Source organism: Qipengyuania sp. Mu-71, from assembly GCF_036867055.1.
Classification (GTDB): Bacteria; Pseudomonadota; Alphaproteobacteria; order Sphingomonadales; family Sphingomonadaceae; genus Qipengyuania; species Qipengyuania profunda.
The window spans coordinates 1,990,196-2,004,522 of the sequence record NZ_JBAJHR010000001.1 but is presented as its reverse complement, the minus strand read 5'-3'; the positions used below and the strand labels follow the sequence as shown (position 1 = coordinate 2,004,522).

The window sequence follows — 14,327 nt, the reverse complement described above, 5'->3', positions numbered from 1 at the left end:
GGGCGGCACGCCTCGTTCATCTCGTCGGAATGCAAATGCACTTTCAGCATCGGATCGGCCTTGGTCCAATCGGTCCGCGGATCGTCGCGCACCACGCAGAGCGCGCGCCATGCGAGCGGGAGCTCCTGCAATTGCTCGATGGTCGGCAGGCCTTCGATCAGCACGTCGCGTCCGGCATAGCGGGCCGTTGCATAGCCGACGAACTTGGTTTCCGTGCCGCGGATATGGATGCGGTCGGTACCCTCGTCGATGCGGGCAAAGGTATCGAGCCGAATCGAGAACGCCGCCCAGATCGAAATGCCGATCAGCAGGACCAGCGCGACCATCGTCGCGACGACGGTCCATTTGGCGACGGGATTTTCCAGACCTTCAGGATGATCGATCGGCACGCGGGGAACTCCTTCAAGGCAGGATGCCGGCTTTCGGAATGGGGATGGCGCACGCACTGCACCGCGCCAATGGTCGAAACCAATTGCTAGGCGAATTCTTTGTGCGTGACTGCGATCGTACCATCGATGTCCTGCGTCTGGATCAGCCGGCGCTGGTCGCCTTCGAGGACCAGGGCGGTCAGCTTGCCGGTACGAAAGGCGCCGGTATCGATCCCGATCCGGTAATCGGTATGCTCGATGTCCTCGAAGATCGTGTGCCCATGCACCACGACATGGCTGAACGGCTCGCGATGCTTGAGAAACCGTTCGCGGATCCAGCGAAGGTCGGACTGCTTCTGGTCTTCGAGGCTGTGCTTCGGATTGATCCCGGCATGGACGAAGACATAGTCGCCCGCCACAATGATATCTTCCATCTCCGCGAGGAACTTGCGATGTTTCCCGGGCACGAGTTCGTGGAGCTCGGCCTGCAGTTCCTTCATGGAGAGCTCGTTGTAGCGCTTTTTCTTGATGCCGTAGCTGAGCACGGTCTCGCGCCCGCCATGCTTGAGGAAATGCCGGAGCATTTCCTTGTCTTCGAAGCTCTCGAGGAACATTTCCTCGTGATTGCCGGCGATATAGCGGACCGCGCGGTGGTCGCGCCATTGGCGTGCGGTTTCGATCACGCGCGCGCTTTCCGGACCGCGATCGATCAGATCGCCCAGCATAACGACCGTACTGCGCGCATCGCCGGCCTTCCTATCGTCGTTTTCGATAGCGAGGATCAGTTCGTCGAACAGGTCGCAGCGGCCGTGAATATCACCGATGACGTAGAAGCGCTCGCCCTCCGGGACTCTCGGAAGGGGCTTGGCCGACGCGCCCTTGTTGAACAGTTTTGCGAGTTTCAGCATGTCAGGATTGTGCGACTTCGAGCCTGGTTCTGGTTTGAAGCCGACCAGATAGGCGCAAGCTGCGGCGGGAGCAACAAATGCGCTTGCACCGCTACTGTTGCAGTTGCGAGAAAAGCACAGCTTTTGTTGCGTATGCGAAAACCTCGCGGCTGAAGCTTGCGTCAACCGGGCAAAGTGTGCAGGTTTATGACCGTATCCGGACGAGGAGCCTAACAAAATGGCCCCGACGGATTCGCAGGTGGGACGAAGCGACACTCGTACAGGAGTTTGTAATGCTCACGTCCTTTCGCGGCCTCATGGCCGTTTCGCTCGCTACCGCGGGCCTTTCTCTCGCAACTCCCGCCATGGCTCAGTCGGAAGACGATAGCGGGTTCACCACCTCCGCCAATGTGGCCCTGACCACCGACTACCGCTTCCGCGGCGTCTCGCTCTCGGGCGGCGAACCCGCCATCCAGGGCGGCTTCGACGTCGGACATGAAAGCGGGTTCTACGTCGGCACCTGGGCGTCATCGATCAAGGGTGGCCCGTCCTATGGCGATCTCGAATTCGATGTCTACGCCGGCTGGGGCGGCAATCTGAGCGATGCGGTGAGCGTCGATATCGGCGTGCTGTATTATATCTATCCGACCGAGGATCTGGGGCTCGATACCGATTATATCGAACCCTATGCCTCGATCAGCACCAGTTTCGGACCGGCCGAAGCCACCTTCGGGGTCGCTTATGCGCCCGAGCAGGATTCGCTTGGCGGGGACGACAACCTCTATCTCTATACCGATGTCGGCTTCGGTATTGCCGACAGCCCGTTCAGCATTTCGGGTCACATCGGCTACACCGACGGTGCTCTGGCCCCGCCGCTGCTCGCCGGTGACACCGACGATACCGGTCTCGACTGGTCGATCGGAGCGAGCGTTGCCCAGGGCAATTTCGAAGTAGGCGTCGCCTATATCGGCGTCGAAGGTCCTTCGATCAACGACTTCACCGACGATGCCATCGTGGGTACGATTTCCGCCAGTTTCTGAGAATTCACTGGCGGGAATTCCCCGGAGGGGGGGCGCATGCCAGCGCCCCCCTTTTCGCGTCAGTCGAGCGCAAAATCGACCGTAGTCACCACACGGACTTTCTTGAACGGGGTATCGCCAATACCCCATCCGCCCGCTTCGCCATCGCGGGCGTCGATCGAGAAATAGCCCTGCGTCGCCTTGTGGATGCCGCCAACCGCAGCGCCGCTGTCCTGCGCGAACTGCTCCGCCGCAGCGCGCGCGTCCTTGGTCGCCTCGGCCACCATTTCGGGCTTGATGTCATTGAGCCCGGTGAAGGTGTAGCTGATCCCCGATCCGTCTTCGAGCACCACGCCATCGCGCACCAGTTCGGCCTGCCGGCGAACCGCGCGCTGGGCGCGGTCGATATCGCGCGTGCGCAAGACGGTGCGCTGGCGCACGGTGTAGAACACGGTCCCGTCATTGGTGTAGCTCGAAACGTTGATCCCGGCAGGGGTCAGCTCCTCTTCGGGAAAGCCGAGCTCGTCGAAGAAGGTCCGCACGGCCTCGGCGTCGCGATCGGTGTTGGCTTGTGCGGTTTGCAGATTGGTCGCGGTAGAAGCGAACGACACCGTCCATGTTGCCAGATCGGCAGTAACCTCGCGCTCCGCGAGGCCGCGCACGGTCACGCTGCGCTCGGCCGCTTTCATGCGCACCAACCCGTCGCCAAGTACGAAGCCGCCGACGATCAGGCCCAGCGCGACAATGCTCGCGCTTCCCAGCCAGCGCTTCAGCGTTGCATCGCCATGTCGCGGTGTGGCACCATTGTGCACGCTTTCGGTTTCTTCGGGCATGTTCGCCTTCCTCTCTGACCTGTGTCTCCCAAGACTGGCGATAGGGTTCGAGCGATGAACCGTGTTTGAATAGCGATGAATGGAGTTTTGCTTGACCAAATATCTGCACACAATGATCCGCGTGAGCGACCCCGATGCGACGGTGGCGTTCTTCAAGCTGATCGGTCTTGAGGAAGTGCGCCGCTTCGATGTCGAAGCCGGGCGCTTCACGCTTATCTTTCTCGCCGCGCCGGGGGAGGAAGGCGTGGCCGAGGTCGAACTGACCTATAACTGGCCAGCCGAAGACGGCAGCGCGCCCGAAGAATACAAGGGCGGGCGTAATTTCGGCCATCTCGCCTATCGGGTCGAGAATATCTACGAGACCTGCCAGGCGATCCTCGATGCGGGACATACGGTCCACCGCCCGCCGCGCGACGGGCATATGGCCTTCGTCAAGACGCCCGACGGGATTTCGGTCGAACTGCTGCAGGACGGCTATCTCGACCCGCAGGAACCCTGGGCCAGCATGGAGAACACCGGGAGCTGGTAGCTCTCGGTGCCTCATCGGCCAGGTCAGTCGATATAGGGCGAGCGCGCATCATCCGGATGCGTCGCCGACAGTCGCAGGATGACATAGCCAGCGATGGCGGAGATCAGCGAGCCGAGCAGGATGCCGATCTTCGCCTCGTTGATCAGCAATTGCTGCCCGGCAAAGGCGAGCCCGCTGATGAACAGCGACATGGTAAAGCCGATCCCGCACAGGATCGAGACGCCCCAGATCTCGGGCCAGGTGGCCTGGTCGGGGCGGGGTGCGAAACCGAGCTTGTCGGCGGCCACGATGGCGGCGAAGATGCCCACCTGCTTGCCGATGACGAGGCCCGCGGCAATCGCCAGCGGCAGGGGAGCGAGCAGGTGCTCGAGCCCCATCCCGGCCAACGGCACGCCGGCATTGGCGAAACCGAAAACGGGCACCACCAGATAGGCGCTCCACGGGGCGAGGCCATGCTCCATACGTTCGACCATCGTCTGGTCGTCAGGGCCGACCATCGGGATGCACAGCGCGGCAACCACGCCCGCGATCGTCGCGTGGATGCCCGAATTGAGCACGAAGTACCACAGCGCCAAGGCTAGCAGGATATAGGGCCAGTAACGCGCCACGCGCATCCGGTTGAGCACCATCATCGCGACCACCACGCCCGCCGAGGCAGCCAGCCAGCCGAGCTTGATATTCGCCGTGTAGAACAGCGCGATCACCATGACCGCGCCGATATCGTCGACGATCGCCACGGTCAGCAGGAACAGCCGCAGCGATGCGGGGCAGCGATTGCCCAGCAGGCCGAGCACGCCCATCGCGAAGGCGATGTCGGTCGCGGCAGGGATCGCCCAGCCGCGCAGCAGTTCGGCATCGCCGCCGACGACACCGACATAGACCAGCGCCGGGATCGCCATGCCCGCCGCCGCCGCCAGGATCGGCAGGCGGCGCGATTGCGCGGTGGACAGCTGCCCTTCAATCCATTCGCGCTTCACCTCGAGCCCGACGACGAAGAAGAACACCGCCATCAACCCGTCGTTGATCCACAGGTGCAGATCGTCGAGCTTGGGGATCGGGGTCCAGGGCAATTCGCCGTAGAACAATTGCTCGTATTCGCCGGCCAGCGGCGAATTGGCCGCGAGCATTGCAGCGGCCGCGACGAGGATGAGCAGAATGCCCGCCGAGGCGTCGCTGACGAAGAGCGCGCGGACGGGGGCAAACACGAGGCGAAATGCTGAAGGGCGTTCGGTCATCTTGGGCACGCTCTCTTTCGCAAAGCGGCCCGCGTTGCAAGTCTTGAAGCACGCGGTTATCCAGAAAGGCAGGGGGTACGCTTGGTATCTGGGGCATTCACGGTCGCTGAATGGTTTTTGGTCGTACAGCACGAGCTGCTGCTGTTCGCGGCAGCCTTTTTCACGCTCGGCATAATCGATGAATTTGCGCTCGACTGTACCTATTTCTGGTGCCGGTTGACCGGACGCATCCGCACCCCGCGGCTCGACGAAGCCGGATTGGCCGGAATCGACGGCTTGGCGGGGCGCGCGGCCGTGTTCATTCCCGCGTGGGAGGAAGCCGATGTCATCGGACCCACGCTGGTGCACATGCTCGATGCCTGGCCGCAGGATGAACTCACGGTCTATGTCGGCTGTTATCGCAACGATGTCTCGACCATGGCCTCGGTCGTCGCTGCAGTGCGCGGCGATCCGCGCGTCCGGCTGGTGGTGCATGGCAAGGATGGACCGACGTCCAAGGCCGATTGCCTGAACCGGCTCTATGCCGCTTTGGCGGAAGACGAGCAGCGCTCGGGCGTGGGAGCACGGATGGTCGTGCTGCACGATGCGGAAGACATGGTCGATCCCGCCGCGCTCGACCTGCTCGACCAGGCGCTGTGGCACGCGCATTTCGTCCAGCTTCCGGTGCTCGCGCTGCCGCAGCGTCATTCGCCGTGGATCGGGTCGCATTATTCGGACGAATTTGCCGAAGCCCATGGCAAGACGCTGGTGGTGCGCGACGCGCTGGGCGCGGCGATCCCGGGGGCAGGCGTGGGTTGTGCCATCGCGCGCGGCTCGCTCGGCCAACTCGCGCATCGGCAGGGCGGCAAACCCTTTGCCGAGGAATCGCTGACCGAGGATTACGAGCTTGGCCTGAAGATCGCGCAGGCGGGCGGGCAGGGCCGGTTCCTGCGTGTGCGCGGGGCCGATGGACGGCTGATCGCGACCCGTGCCTTCTTCCCCTCACGGCTCGACCAATCGATCCGGCAGAAGACGCGCTGGATGCATGGCATTGCCTTGCAGGGGTGGGACCGGCTGGGCTGGGACAGCGAGCCGGTCGAACTGTGGATGCAGTTGCGCGATCGGCGCGGCCCGCTGGCAGCGATCCTGCTGGTCGTGGCCTATTTGCTCGTGTGCCTCGTCGCCGTGGGCCTGATCCTAGAACAGTTGGGACTGGTCGAACCGCCCCCGACCACGCCGCTGTTAAGCGTGCTGTTCTGGATCAATTTCGTCGGGCTGGCGGGACGGTTCGCGGCGCGGGCCTGTTTCACCGCGCGCGAGTATGGCTGGCGACAGGGCCTGCTCGCGATCCCCCGGACACTGGTGTCGAACATCGTCTCGATCATGGCCGGGCGGCGTGCGCTCGCCGCTTATGTCGGCACTTTGCGCGGTGCGCCGATCGTCTGGGACAAGACCGAGCATCGCGATCACCCGGCGCTCGTCCTGCCGGGTAGGGGTACTGCATGACCCATACGGTCGCCCGGCGGCAGGGTCAGCCTGTGCTGTTCCTCGGCCTTATACTGGCGGGCTGGTGCCTGCTGCGCCTGCTCACCTGGGAAAGCCCGTGGCCGCAGGCACTGGGACTGCCCGAGCCGCTCCACTTCGCCAGCGCCGACTTGCGCCAGCCAGGCACCACAGCCGGGCTGAACGATGGCATCATCGCTCTCCTTGCGAGCAATGACCGCCTCGCAGATGAAGCCGCAGGGCGTTCCGCACCGCTGCCTGTTTTCCGCAGCCCGGTGGCAAGTACTGTCCAGCGGCCGCCTTTCGAGCGATCCGATCCCCTCGAGCATTTCGACACGCACCGGCGCGCCGCGGGCCACAATCTGTTGTTCGCCGCGGGTATGGCAAGCCTGCCGCTACCGCGTAGCGTTGCCGCCCTGCTCAACCGCGAGGAGGGCATGCTGCAGCCTGCCACCCGGTCGATCCCGCGCCGGGTATCATCCCCGTGGCGCTTCGATGGCTGGGTCGTGCTGCGCGAGGACGGTCTCCAGCTTTCCGAGAGCGGCACGCGTCCAGCCAGCTATGGCGCAAGCCAGCTTGGCGCAGTCCTGGCCTACCGCCTCGCACCCGGAACGCCGCACGCCCCCGCCGCCTATCTTCGCGCCAGCCGCGCGCTGGTCGATGGCGGCGAAACCGAAGGCGCGCTGGGCCTGCGCGCAAAACCGTTCGGACGCATCCCGCTTGCCCTCCATGCGGAGGCCCGTCTGACCATCCGGCCCGGCGACAGCCCCGAAATACGTCCCGCAGCCTTCGTGGCCGGGGGTTTCGACCGTATAGACCTGCCCGCACAGCTGGTGGCGCGCGGATATGGCCAGGCCGGCTATGTCGGCGGCGAATTCGCCACTGCGTTTGCCGATGGCGCTTTCGTGGCCGAGCGCGAGGTCGCGGGGTTCGATCTTGGCCGCGTGGCGCTGGGCGGCGGTGCGTGGAGCGGAGCCCAGCAGGGTGCGGCGCGGCTCGACATCGGCCCCAGCCTCACCATCGACCTGCACCTCGGCGCGGCGCCCGCGCGGATCGAGGCCGATTATCGCTGGCGCGTGGCGGGCAATGCCGAGCCCGGCAATGGCGGGGTCGTGACGCTTTCGACCGGTTTCTGACACAGTCTTAAAATTCGCCTTCGGCGGCGCTATTCTGCTATTAACCATCCCGTAGAAGAGCAATTATCACGACCTAGTCATGGAACTTCGAATTATCCTTGCATACGCGCTCATTGCGCTTCTCATGTGTGCGGCAATCGGCGCATTCGTAGCGTATCAGCGCCGCAAGAACCGGCCGAGGAGCTGGAGGAAGCGCCGCTAGCCTTTTCTTCGCAGACCAACCGACTAGCTAGCCAGCGAACGGCATATGCTGGCAGGTTGACAGATTATCCGTCGCGAGTTCCGTCGCAGGCGCCCGGGGAGGCTTGAGTCCGAAGCGACATGCACTTGTGCAGATACCATGCGTGCGATACGGGTTGGAGGTGCCTTTGAGGTCCAATCGTCGCGCCGCGTTTCCTGTATTTTTTGGATGCACAACCCGTGATGGGTACTGAGCAGGTTGCCGTACCGCGAATATACGAAGCGAATTGAACGTCGATGACCCTACCTCCTGCTACAACGTTGCGTGCGCATAGTATCGCGCCAGGCTTTGCTGCAGCGGCATGATGCCCCACTCGCCTTCGGTACCGGTACGCACGGCAGCTCGTAAACCGAGCAGCAAGGACCAGCTTCTGTGGTTCGTGCTACTCTTTTGCATCGCGCTCGTGGGCCTCGGGTTTCTGCCGCTGGCCTTTCTCGGAACACCCTTCCTAAAGCCAATCCATATCTTCGCTGCTGTGCTGCTGTTGCTGACACCGACGATGCTTCCGGGGTCGACCCAGGGCATGAGCATCGTGAGGATGGTGGCATTCGCGTTCTTCACCCAACTCGCGGTGCTGCTGATTTCGCTGGCGTGGTCGCCCCTGGTCGCGACGGGTGCGCTTTCCCTCATGATCAGCTTCACGAACTGCGTAATAGCGCTGGCATTCTGCTTGATGGCGTCGCGGCTCAGCCTGACGCGCCTGGCAGATCTTCTGGCCTATGGAGCTTTCGCTGGCGCAGTGGCGTTTCACCTCGCCTTATTCGTCGGGCACGCGCTCAGTGGACAGAATGCTCTTGCGATCCTCATCGATGTGGCGCTGAGCGGCGAAATGCGCAATTTCAAGTTGCTTTATTTCGTAGGAGGCATGAAGGGCCTCGGGGTCGAGGGAGTTTCCACTTTCTTCTCCACTGTTGCGCCGAAAGCAACCAATTCATTCGGAAGCGCTTTCGTCACCACAGCGATTGCGGCCGTTCATGTCGTCGCCGCGGACCGGGCGCTCACCAGATACCGCAGTGTCAAGCGGGACTGGGCGGTGTGGCTTGCCCTTATAAACGCGGTGTTCGTGATCATGATCGCCTTCAGCGACCGCGTGCAAATCTACGGTGCGCTTCTGATAATTGCGCACCTTTCCTATTTCGGTTTCATGCACGGGAATTGGAAGCTCGGCGCATGGCTCACTTTCGCCGGTATCTGGGTGAGCTTGAGCGCGATCATGTATATCGCAGTTAGCGCCTCAGCGCAGGGGACCTTCGAGGAATACATCTACCGGGTCACGAACAACCCGAGGTTTGCCGACCTCGACCGCGTGCTGGTGAAGCTGGGCGAGCTCGGGATGCTGGGCGGCGGCATGGGCATCCCGCTGTCATTCCACGACATCAGATATCTCTATCCGCACAATCTATTCCTGTTTAATTACATGTCGGCGGGGATGATCGGGCTGCTGGCCTCGTTCATCTGGTTCGGGCTGCTGTGCCTGCTCGCAGTCAAAGCCTTCGCGCTAATGATCAACCAGCAAATGCCGCGAGCGGTAAGACGTCTTGCCCTAGGCGCATTCTCGGGTGTGGTGTATGCGATCACGCTGACGCAGCTGGTTTCTCAGGGTGATTTGGACACGGCAGACTGGTTGGGTCTGGCGATCGCGTTGAGCGTGCTCGCCAAGGCGCAGTCCATTAGCCTGCGTGTGGAATCAAAGGCGGGCGGAGTTTAGGCTGTCGCCTCTGCCGCTTCGATCATGGCGCGGTATCTGCGACGGTGCAGTTCCCCATCGCCGTGCCGGGGTCGTGACGCTTTCGACCGGTTTCTGACACAGTTCAGCTTTTATCCGTCACCCGGCTGCGATAGGGCGCAGGCATGGACGTTTACCTCCCCATCGCGAACCTGTCCGTCAATGGACTATGGATCGTCGCGCTGGGGGGGCTGACCGGGATCCTTTCGGGTCTGTTCGGCGTGGGCGGCGGCTTCCTGACCACACCGCTGCTGATCTTCTATGGCATCCCGCCGACCGTGGCCGCGGCTTCGGCGTCGACCCAGGTCACCGGGGCCAGCGTGACCGGCGTGCTGGCGCATGGCGGGCGCGGCGGGGTCGATTATCGCATGGGTGCGGTGATGGTGGCGGGCGGCGTGATCGGTTCGGGCTTCGGCGCGCTCTTGTTCCGGTTCTTCCGCGCGATCGGCCAGATCGACGTGGTCATCAGCGCGCTCTACGTCGTCCTGCTCGGTACCATCGGGATGCTGATGGCGCGCGAAGCGGTCCAGACGATTTGGGGCAAGGGCGGTTCGCAAGCCGCGCGGCGGCGGCACCACCCTCTTGTCGCCAGCCTGCCGATGCGTTGGCGCTTCTACCGCTCGGGTCTCTATATCTCCCCGATCGCCCCGCTGTTGGTGGGCGTCGTCGTGGGCGTGCTGACCATGCTCATGGGCGTGGGCGGCGGGTTCATTCTCGTGCCCGCGATGCTCTATATCCTCGGGATGAGCGCCAATGTGGTCGTCGGCACCTCGCTCTACAACATCCTGTTCGTGACCATGGCGACCACGATCATGCACTCGCTGACCACCAAGGCGGTCGATATCGTGCTGGTCTTCCTGCTGCTGGTCGGCTCGGTCACGGGTGCGCAGATCGGTTCGCAGATCGCGGTCAAGGCGAAGCCCGAAGTGCTGCGCCTGATCCTCGCCGCGACCGTCCTGGCGGTCGCCTTCCGCATGTTCCTCGGCCTGTTCTACCAGCCCGAGGAAATCTACACGTTGTATCCGCTGTGAGGGCGCTGCTGCTCCTCCTCTTCGCCTTTGCGCTGATGGGCCAGCGTGATCCGATCCTCGTGCCCGAAGTCAGCCAGCACGAGGTGCAGGTGCGGCAGGGGTTCACCGGCACCGAACTGCTGCTGTTCGGCGCAGTGCTCGATCCGCAGGGCCGCGCAGCTGGCAGCGATTACGACATCGTGGTCGTGCTCAAGGGGCCGTCCGAACCCGTGCGGCTGCGCGAGAAGGAACGCTTTGTCGGCGTGTGGGTCAATGCCGCGACCAGCGACTTCCGCTCGGTCCCATCCTATTTCGCGGTCGCATCCTCGCAGCCGATCGACGCGATCGTCGACGAGAAAACCGCCGCGATCTACGAATTCGGGACCGATTACATCCAGCTGTCGCCCAGCGGGGTGATCGACCCCGAGGAACAGGCGCGGTTCAAATCCGGGCTGGTCGATCTCAAGACCCGCCAGCAGCTCTACAAGCAGGATTTCGGCGGGGTCCAGATCAGCGAACAGGTGCTCTACCAGTCGCGTATCTCGCTGCCCTCCAATGTCTCGACCGGCACCTATACGGCGGAGACCTTCGCGGTGCGCGATGGCCGGGTGATTGCCTCGGCGCTGGCAGAGGTCGAGGTCAAGAAAGTCGGCTTCGAACGGATCGTCGCGGTTTACTCGCAGGAATGGGCGCTGGTCTACGGCCTGCTGGCGGTTGTGCTGTCGGTCGGAATGGGCTGGGCGGCCGGGCGATTATTCGCGCTGATCTGACCTTTCCCGGGCACTATCGTTGACCACATCTTAAGCAGTTTCGGTCAGGCAGGCTGCCAGCGCAATGGGCGCGTTTGACGTTGGGGCACAGCCAGATCGATGAACGACACAGGCAATCCGGATTACCGCAGTTTCGACCCCGCGCAGGAAGACGGCGCGGAGCCGCCCCAGCCGCGTAGCAATTCGCTGCGCGACCGCATCCGCCGCAGCGCCGAACAGTCCTCCGCTCCGGCGGTGTCGCCTTCGGGCTATGTCCACCAGCCGCAGCAGCCTGTTGCCGAGATCAGCCAGCCGGAACCGAAGGCACAGCCGCAGCCCGCGCCGCTCGAGGTGCCCCGCAGCGAAGACCCGGCGGAACGTCCCGCGCCGCCCGCTGCCGCCACGCTCGGTGAAGCACCGCCGCGCCCGCCCGAACCTGCCGCCGCGCCCGACACCGGCGAGGTGCCCGAGCCAGCCAAGGAACCCGAGGCAGTCGGGGAGAACGCCGGCAAGCCGATCGGCGTCGTGCTCGAAATCGCGGGCTCCAGTTCGCAGATCGCGATCGACCTCCAGCGGCTGAACGAATGTGCCGAGGATACCGATCCGTCGGTTGCCATGGCCGGCCAGGTCGGCTCGCAGATCAAGATCCGCGTGGGCAACAGCTGGCTGCTCGCCAGCGTGCGCAACCAGCGCCAGGACCGCAAGGCGGGGTCGATCCTCGCCAATATCGACTTCCTCGGCGAAGGCACCGAAGAGAAGCTCACCGGCAAACTCCACCGCTTCCGCCGCGGCGTGACGCGCTATCCGGTCCCCGGCGCGATGGTCTATCCCGCGACGACCGCGGATCTGAAACAGGTCTATGCCAGCGATGGGCGCAGCGCGATCACCATCGGCAAGGTCTATCCGACCAAGGACATCCGCGCCGGCATCTATGTCGATGCCATGCTCGGCAAGCACTTCGCGCTGCTCGGGTCGACCGGTACGGGTAAATCGACCAGCGCCGCGCTGATCCTCCACCGCATCTGCGAGGCCGCGCCCGAGGGCCACATCGTGATGATCGATCCGCATGGCGAATATGCCTCGGCGTTTCGCAATACGGGCGTGATCCTCGACGTCTCGAACCTGCAGATGCCCTACTGGATCATGAACTTCGAGGAGCATTGCGAAGTGCTGATTACCAGCACCGGCAATGACCATCAGGTCGATGCCGACATCCTCGCCAAATGCCTGCTCAAGGCGCGGCAGAAGAGCCGGCTGGCCGAGCACATGGGCAAGATCACCGTGGATTCGCCGATCCCCTACCTGCTCTCGGATCTCTCGAACGAGATCCAGGACGCGATGGGCAAGCTCGACAAATCGACCAATTCCGCGCCCTATATGCGGATCAAGAACAAGCTCGACGAGATCAAGGCCGACCCGCGCTACCAGTTCATGTTCTCGGGCATGCTGGTGGCCGACACGATGGCCGATTTCATCGCCAAGATCTTCCGCATGCCGTCGAACGGCAAGCCGATTTCGATCATCGATGTGTCGGGCGTCCCGTCGGACATCACCTCGACCGTGGTGGCGGTGCTCAGCCGGCTGGTGTTCGATTTCGCCATCTGGGGCCGCGACGAGCGGACCTCGCCGATCCTGCTGGTCTGCGAAGAAGCCCACCGCTACGTCCCCAACGAGAAGAACGCCGATGGCAATTCGGTTGGCACCATCCTGTCGCGGATCGCCAAGGAAGGTCGTAAGTACGGCATCAGCCTGGGCCTGATCACGCAGCGTCCCTCCGACCTTGCCGAAGGCGTGCTGTCGCAATGCGGCACGATCCTCTCGATGCGCCTCAACAACGACCGCGACCAGGAATTCGTCCGCGCGGCGATGCCCGAAGGCGCGCGCGGTTTCCTCGATGCGATCCCCGCACTGCGCAACCGCGAGTGCATCATTTGCGGCGAGGGTGTCGCCGTCCCGATCCGCATGAGCTTCGACAATCTCGAGGAATCGAAACGGCCCGCGTCGGAAGACCCCAGCTTCGTCGAATTGTGGAACAATGCCGGCGGCGAAGAGGACATGGTCCAGCGCACCGTCCAGCGCTGGCGCTCGCAGGGCTAATCCGCCCATATGAGTCATTGCGAGGAGCCGCAGGCGCCGCGGCAATCCAGAGTACTCGGCACTGGCCCGAACGCTTGGAACTGGATTGCTTCGCTACGCTTGCAATGACTGACGTCTCAAGTGCCCCGCGTATCGCCGAACAAATGGATATGCAGCCGGTCGCTCATCCGGAAGCCGTGCTCGACGCATAGCGGCGCGAGCCATTGCTCGCGGTCGCGCAGCGTCTCGCTGTCGGTGCCTTCGGGCATCAGGAAGACGTGGTCGGGCTTGAACCGGTAGCGATCGCGCAGCGCCAGCACCTCGTCGAGGTCCGCCGGCGCAGCGATCACGAATTTGAACCAGGCGCGCGGGTCGGTGGCATAGGCGTCGAGCCGCTCGGGGATGAGCGCCAGTTCCGCAGGATTGCCGCTATGCGCGAGCTTGGGGCTGACGTTGAACTGGTCGATGCGGATGTCGAGCGCGGGGCTTGCCCTGGTCGTGCCGTTGGTCTCGATCTCCACCGTGACATCGGGCAAATGGCCCAGCAGCCGCGCCAGCGCGGGCGCCTGCAGCAAGGGTTCGCCGCCGGTGATGACCAAGCGCTTCTGGCCCAGCGCGGTGATACGCGCGGCGACCTCTTCCTCGCCCAGCGTGAGCTGGTTGGCCGTGCGGTCGAACTCCACCCCGTCGCGGTGCGGCCGCTCGTCGCCCGCGAAGTGCCAGGTGTAGGCGGTGTCGCACCACACGCAGGCGAGATTGCAGCGCGACAGCCGCAGGAAGGTGCAGGGCATGCCCGCACTGGGCCCTTCGCCCTGCACGCTGGCGAAGATCTCCGGCTCACCCGGAGCCTGCGTGGCGAGGACTAGCGGCATCGGGCAGGCTCACTCGGTTCGTCGTGCGTGGCGAACACATGGACCGCATGGACCACGGTCCAGGCGCAAAAATCGAACCGATCAGTCAAGCGGGTTTTGATCGATGCACTCGATTGAACATGCGCTTTGCAAGCGGGGGTAGGGTCGTGGGCCATTGCCGCGTT

Annotated in this window: 13 protein-coding genes; 9 read left to right on the top strand and 4 right to left on the bottom strand. The window is 63.6% G+C overall.

The window, feature by feature from the left end; translation table 11 throughout:
- Nucleotides 1-35: 35 nt before the first annotated feature.
- A complete protein-coding gene (locus tag V6B15_RS09895; RefSeq protein WP_334201009.1) occupies nucleotides 36-479 on the top strand; it encodes a hypothetical protein in 444 nt (147 codons plus the stop codon).
- Here V6B15_RS09895 and V6B15_RS09890 read toward each other — a convergent pair.
- A complete protein-coding gene (locus V6B15_RS09890) occupies nucleotides 476-1,276 on the bottom strand; it encodes a metallophosphoesterase (RefSeq protein ID WP_334201008.1) in 801 nt (266 codons plus the stop codon). The two genes, V6B15_RS09895 and V6B15_RS09890, sit on opposite strands and share 4 nt — an antisense overlap.
- Nucleotides 1,277-1,620: 344 nt before the next feature.
- On the opposite strand from V6B15_RS09890, the gene V6B15_RS09885 reads away from it, so the two are divergent.
- Nucleotides 1,621-2,295 (top strand): TorF family putative porin, encoded by a 675-nt coding sequence (locus V6B15_RS09885; protein WP_330768074.1) that lies wholly within the window; start codon nucleotides 1,621-1,623, stop codon nucleotides 2,293-2,295.
- Between the two features lie 59 nt (nucleotides 2,296-2,354).
- Here the strand turns inward: V6B15_RS09885 and V6B15_RS09880 are convergent, their stop codons facing one another.
- Nucleotides 2,355-3,107, bottom strand: coding sequence for an SIMPL domain-containing protein (locus V6B15_RS09880; RefSeq protein ID WP_334201007.1), 753 nt, complete (start codon nucleotides 3,105-3,107; stop codon nucleotides 2,355-2,357).
- Between the two features lie 91 nt (nucleotides 3,108-3,198).
- Between V6B15_RS09880 and V6B15_RS09875 the strand changes: the two genes are divergently transcribed.
- Nucleotides 3,199-3,636, top strand: coding sequence for a VOC family protein (locus V6B15_RS09875; RefSeq protein ID WP_334201006.1), 438 nt, complete (start codon nucleotides 3,199-3,201; stop codon nucleotides 3,634-3,636).
- A gap of 23 nt (nucleotides 3,637-3,659) precedes the next feature.
- Here the strand turns inward: V6B15_RS09875 and nhaA are convergent, their stop codons facing one another.
- Nucleotides 3,660-4,871 (bottom strand): Na+/H+ antiporter NhaA, encoded by a 1,212-nt coding sequence (nhaA, locus tag V6B15_RS09870; RefSeq protein ID WP_253518619.1) that lies wholly within the window; start codon nucleotides 4,869-4,871, stop codon nucleotides 3,660-3,662.
- Nucleotides 4,872-4,988: 117 nt separating this feature from the next.
- On the opposite strand from nhaA, the gene V6B15_RS09865 reads away from it, so the two are divergent.
- The 6 genes from V6B15_RS09865 (at nucleotide 4,989) to V6B15_RS09840 (ending at nucleotide 13,312) form a co-directional block, all read left to right on the top strand.
- The gene (locus tag V6B15_RS09865) at nucleotides 4,989-6,356 is read left to right on the top strand and encodes a glycosyl transferase family protein (RefSeq protein ID WP_334201005.1); all 1,368 of its coding nucleotides are present in this window, start codon (nucleotides 4,989-4,991) and stop codon (nucleotides 6,354-6,356) included.
- On the top strand, nucleotides 6,353-7,489 hold the full coding sequence (locus V6B15_RS09860) for a hypothetical protein (protein ID WP_334201004.1): 1,137 nt from the start codon (nucleotides 6,353-6,355) through the stop codon (nucleotides 7,487-7,489). The genes V6B15_RS09865 and V6B15_RS09860 overlap by 4 nt, the downstream gene beginning before the upstream one ends.
- Before the next feature lie 542 nt (nucleotides 7,490-8,031).
- Nucleotides 8,032-9,438, top strand: coding sequence for a hypothetical protein (locus tag V6B15_RS09855; RefSeq protein WP_334201003.1), 1,407 nt, complete (start codon nucleotides 8,032-8,034; stop codon nucleotides 9,436-9,438).
- A 143-nt stretch (nucleotides 9,439-9,581) separates the two neighbouring features.
- Nucleotides 9,582-10,487 carry a sulfite exporter TauE/SafE family protein gene (locus V6B15_RS09850; protein WP_253518607.1) on the top strand — a complete coding sequence of 302 codons (906 nt, stop codon included), beginning with the start codon at nucleotides 9,582-9,584 and terminating at the stop codon, nucleotides 10,485-10,487.
- A complete protein-coding gene (locus V6B15_RS09845; protein ID WP_442969017.1) occupies nucleotides 10,484-11,236 on the top strand; it encodes a TIGR02186 family protein in 753 nt (250 codons plus the stop codon). The genes V6B15_RS09850 and V6B15_RS09845 overlap by 4 nt, the downstream gene beginning before the upstream one ends.
- Before the next feature lie 99 nt (nucleotides 11,237-11,335).
- Entirely contained in the window at nucleotides 11,336-13,312 is a 1,977-nt protein-coding gene (locus tag V6B15_RS09840; protein ID WP_334201002.1) for an ATP-binding protein, read from the top strand.
- 116 nt (nucleotides 13,313-13,428) lie between these two features.
- On the opposite strand, the gene V6B15_RS09835 is transcribed toward V6B15_RS09840, so the two are convergent.
- Nucleotides 13,429-14,163: a 7-carboxy-7-deazaguanine synthase QueE gene (locus tag V6B15_RS09835; protein ID WP_334201001.1), complete on the bottom strand. Its 735-nt coding sequence runs from the start codon at nucleotides 14,161-14,163 to the stop codon at nucleotides 13,429-13,431.
- Between the last annotated feature and the right edge of the window lie 164 nt (nucleotides 14,164-14,327).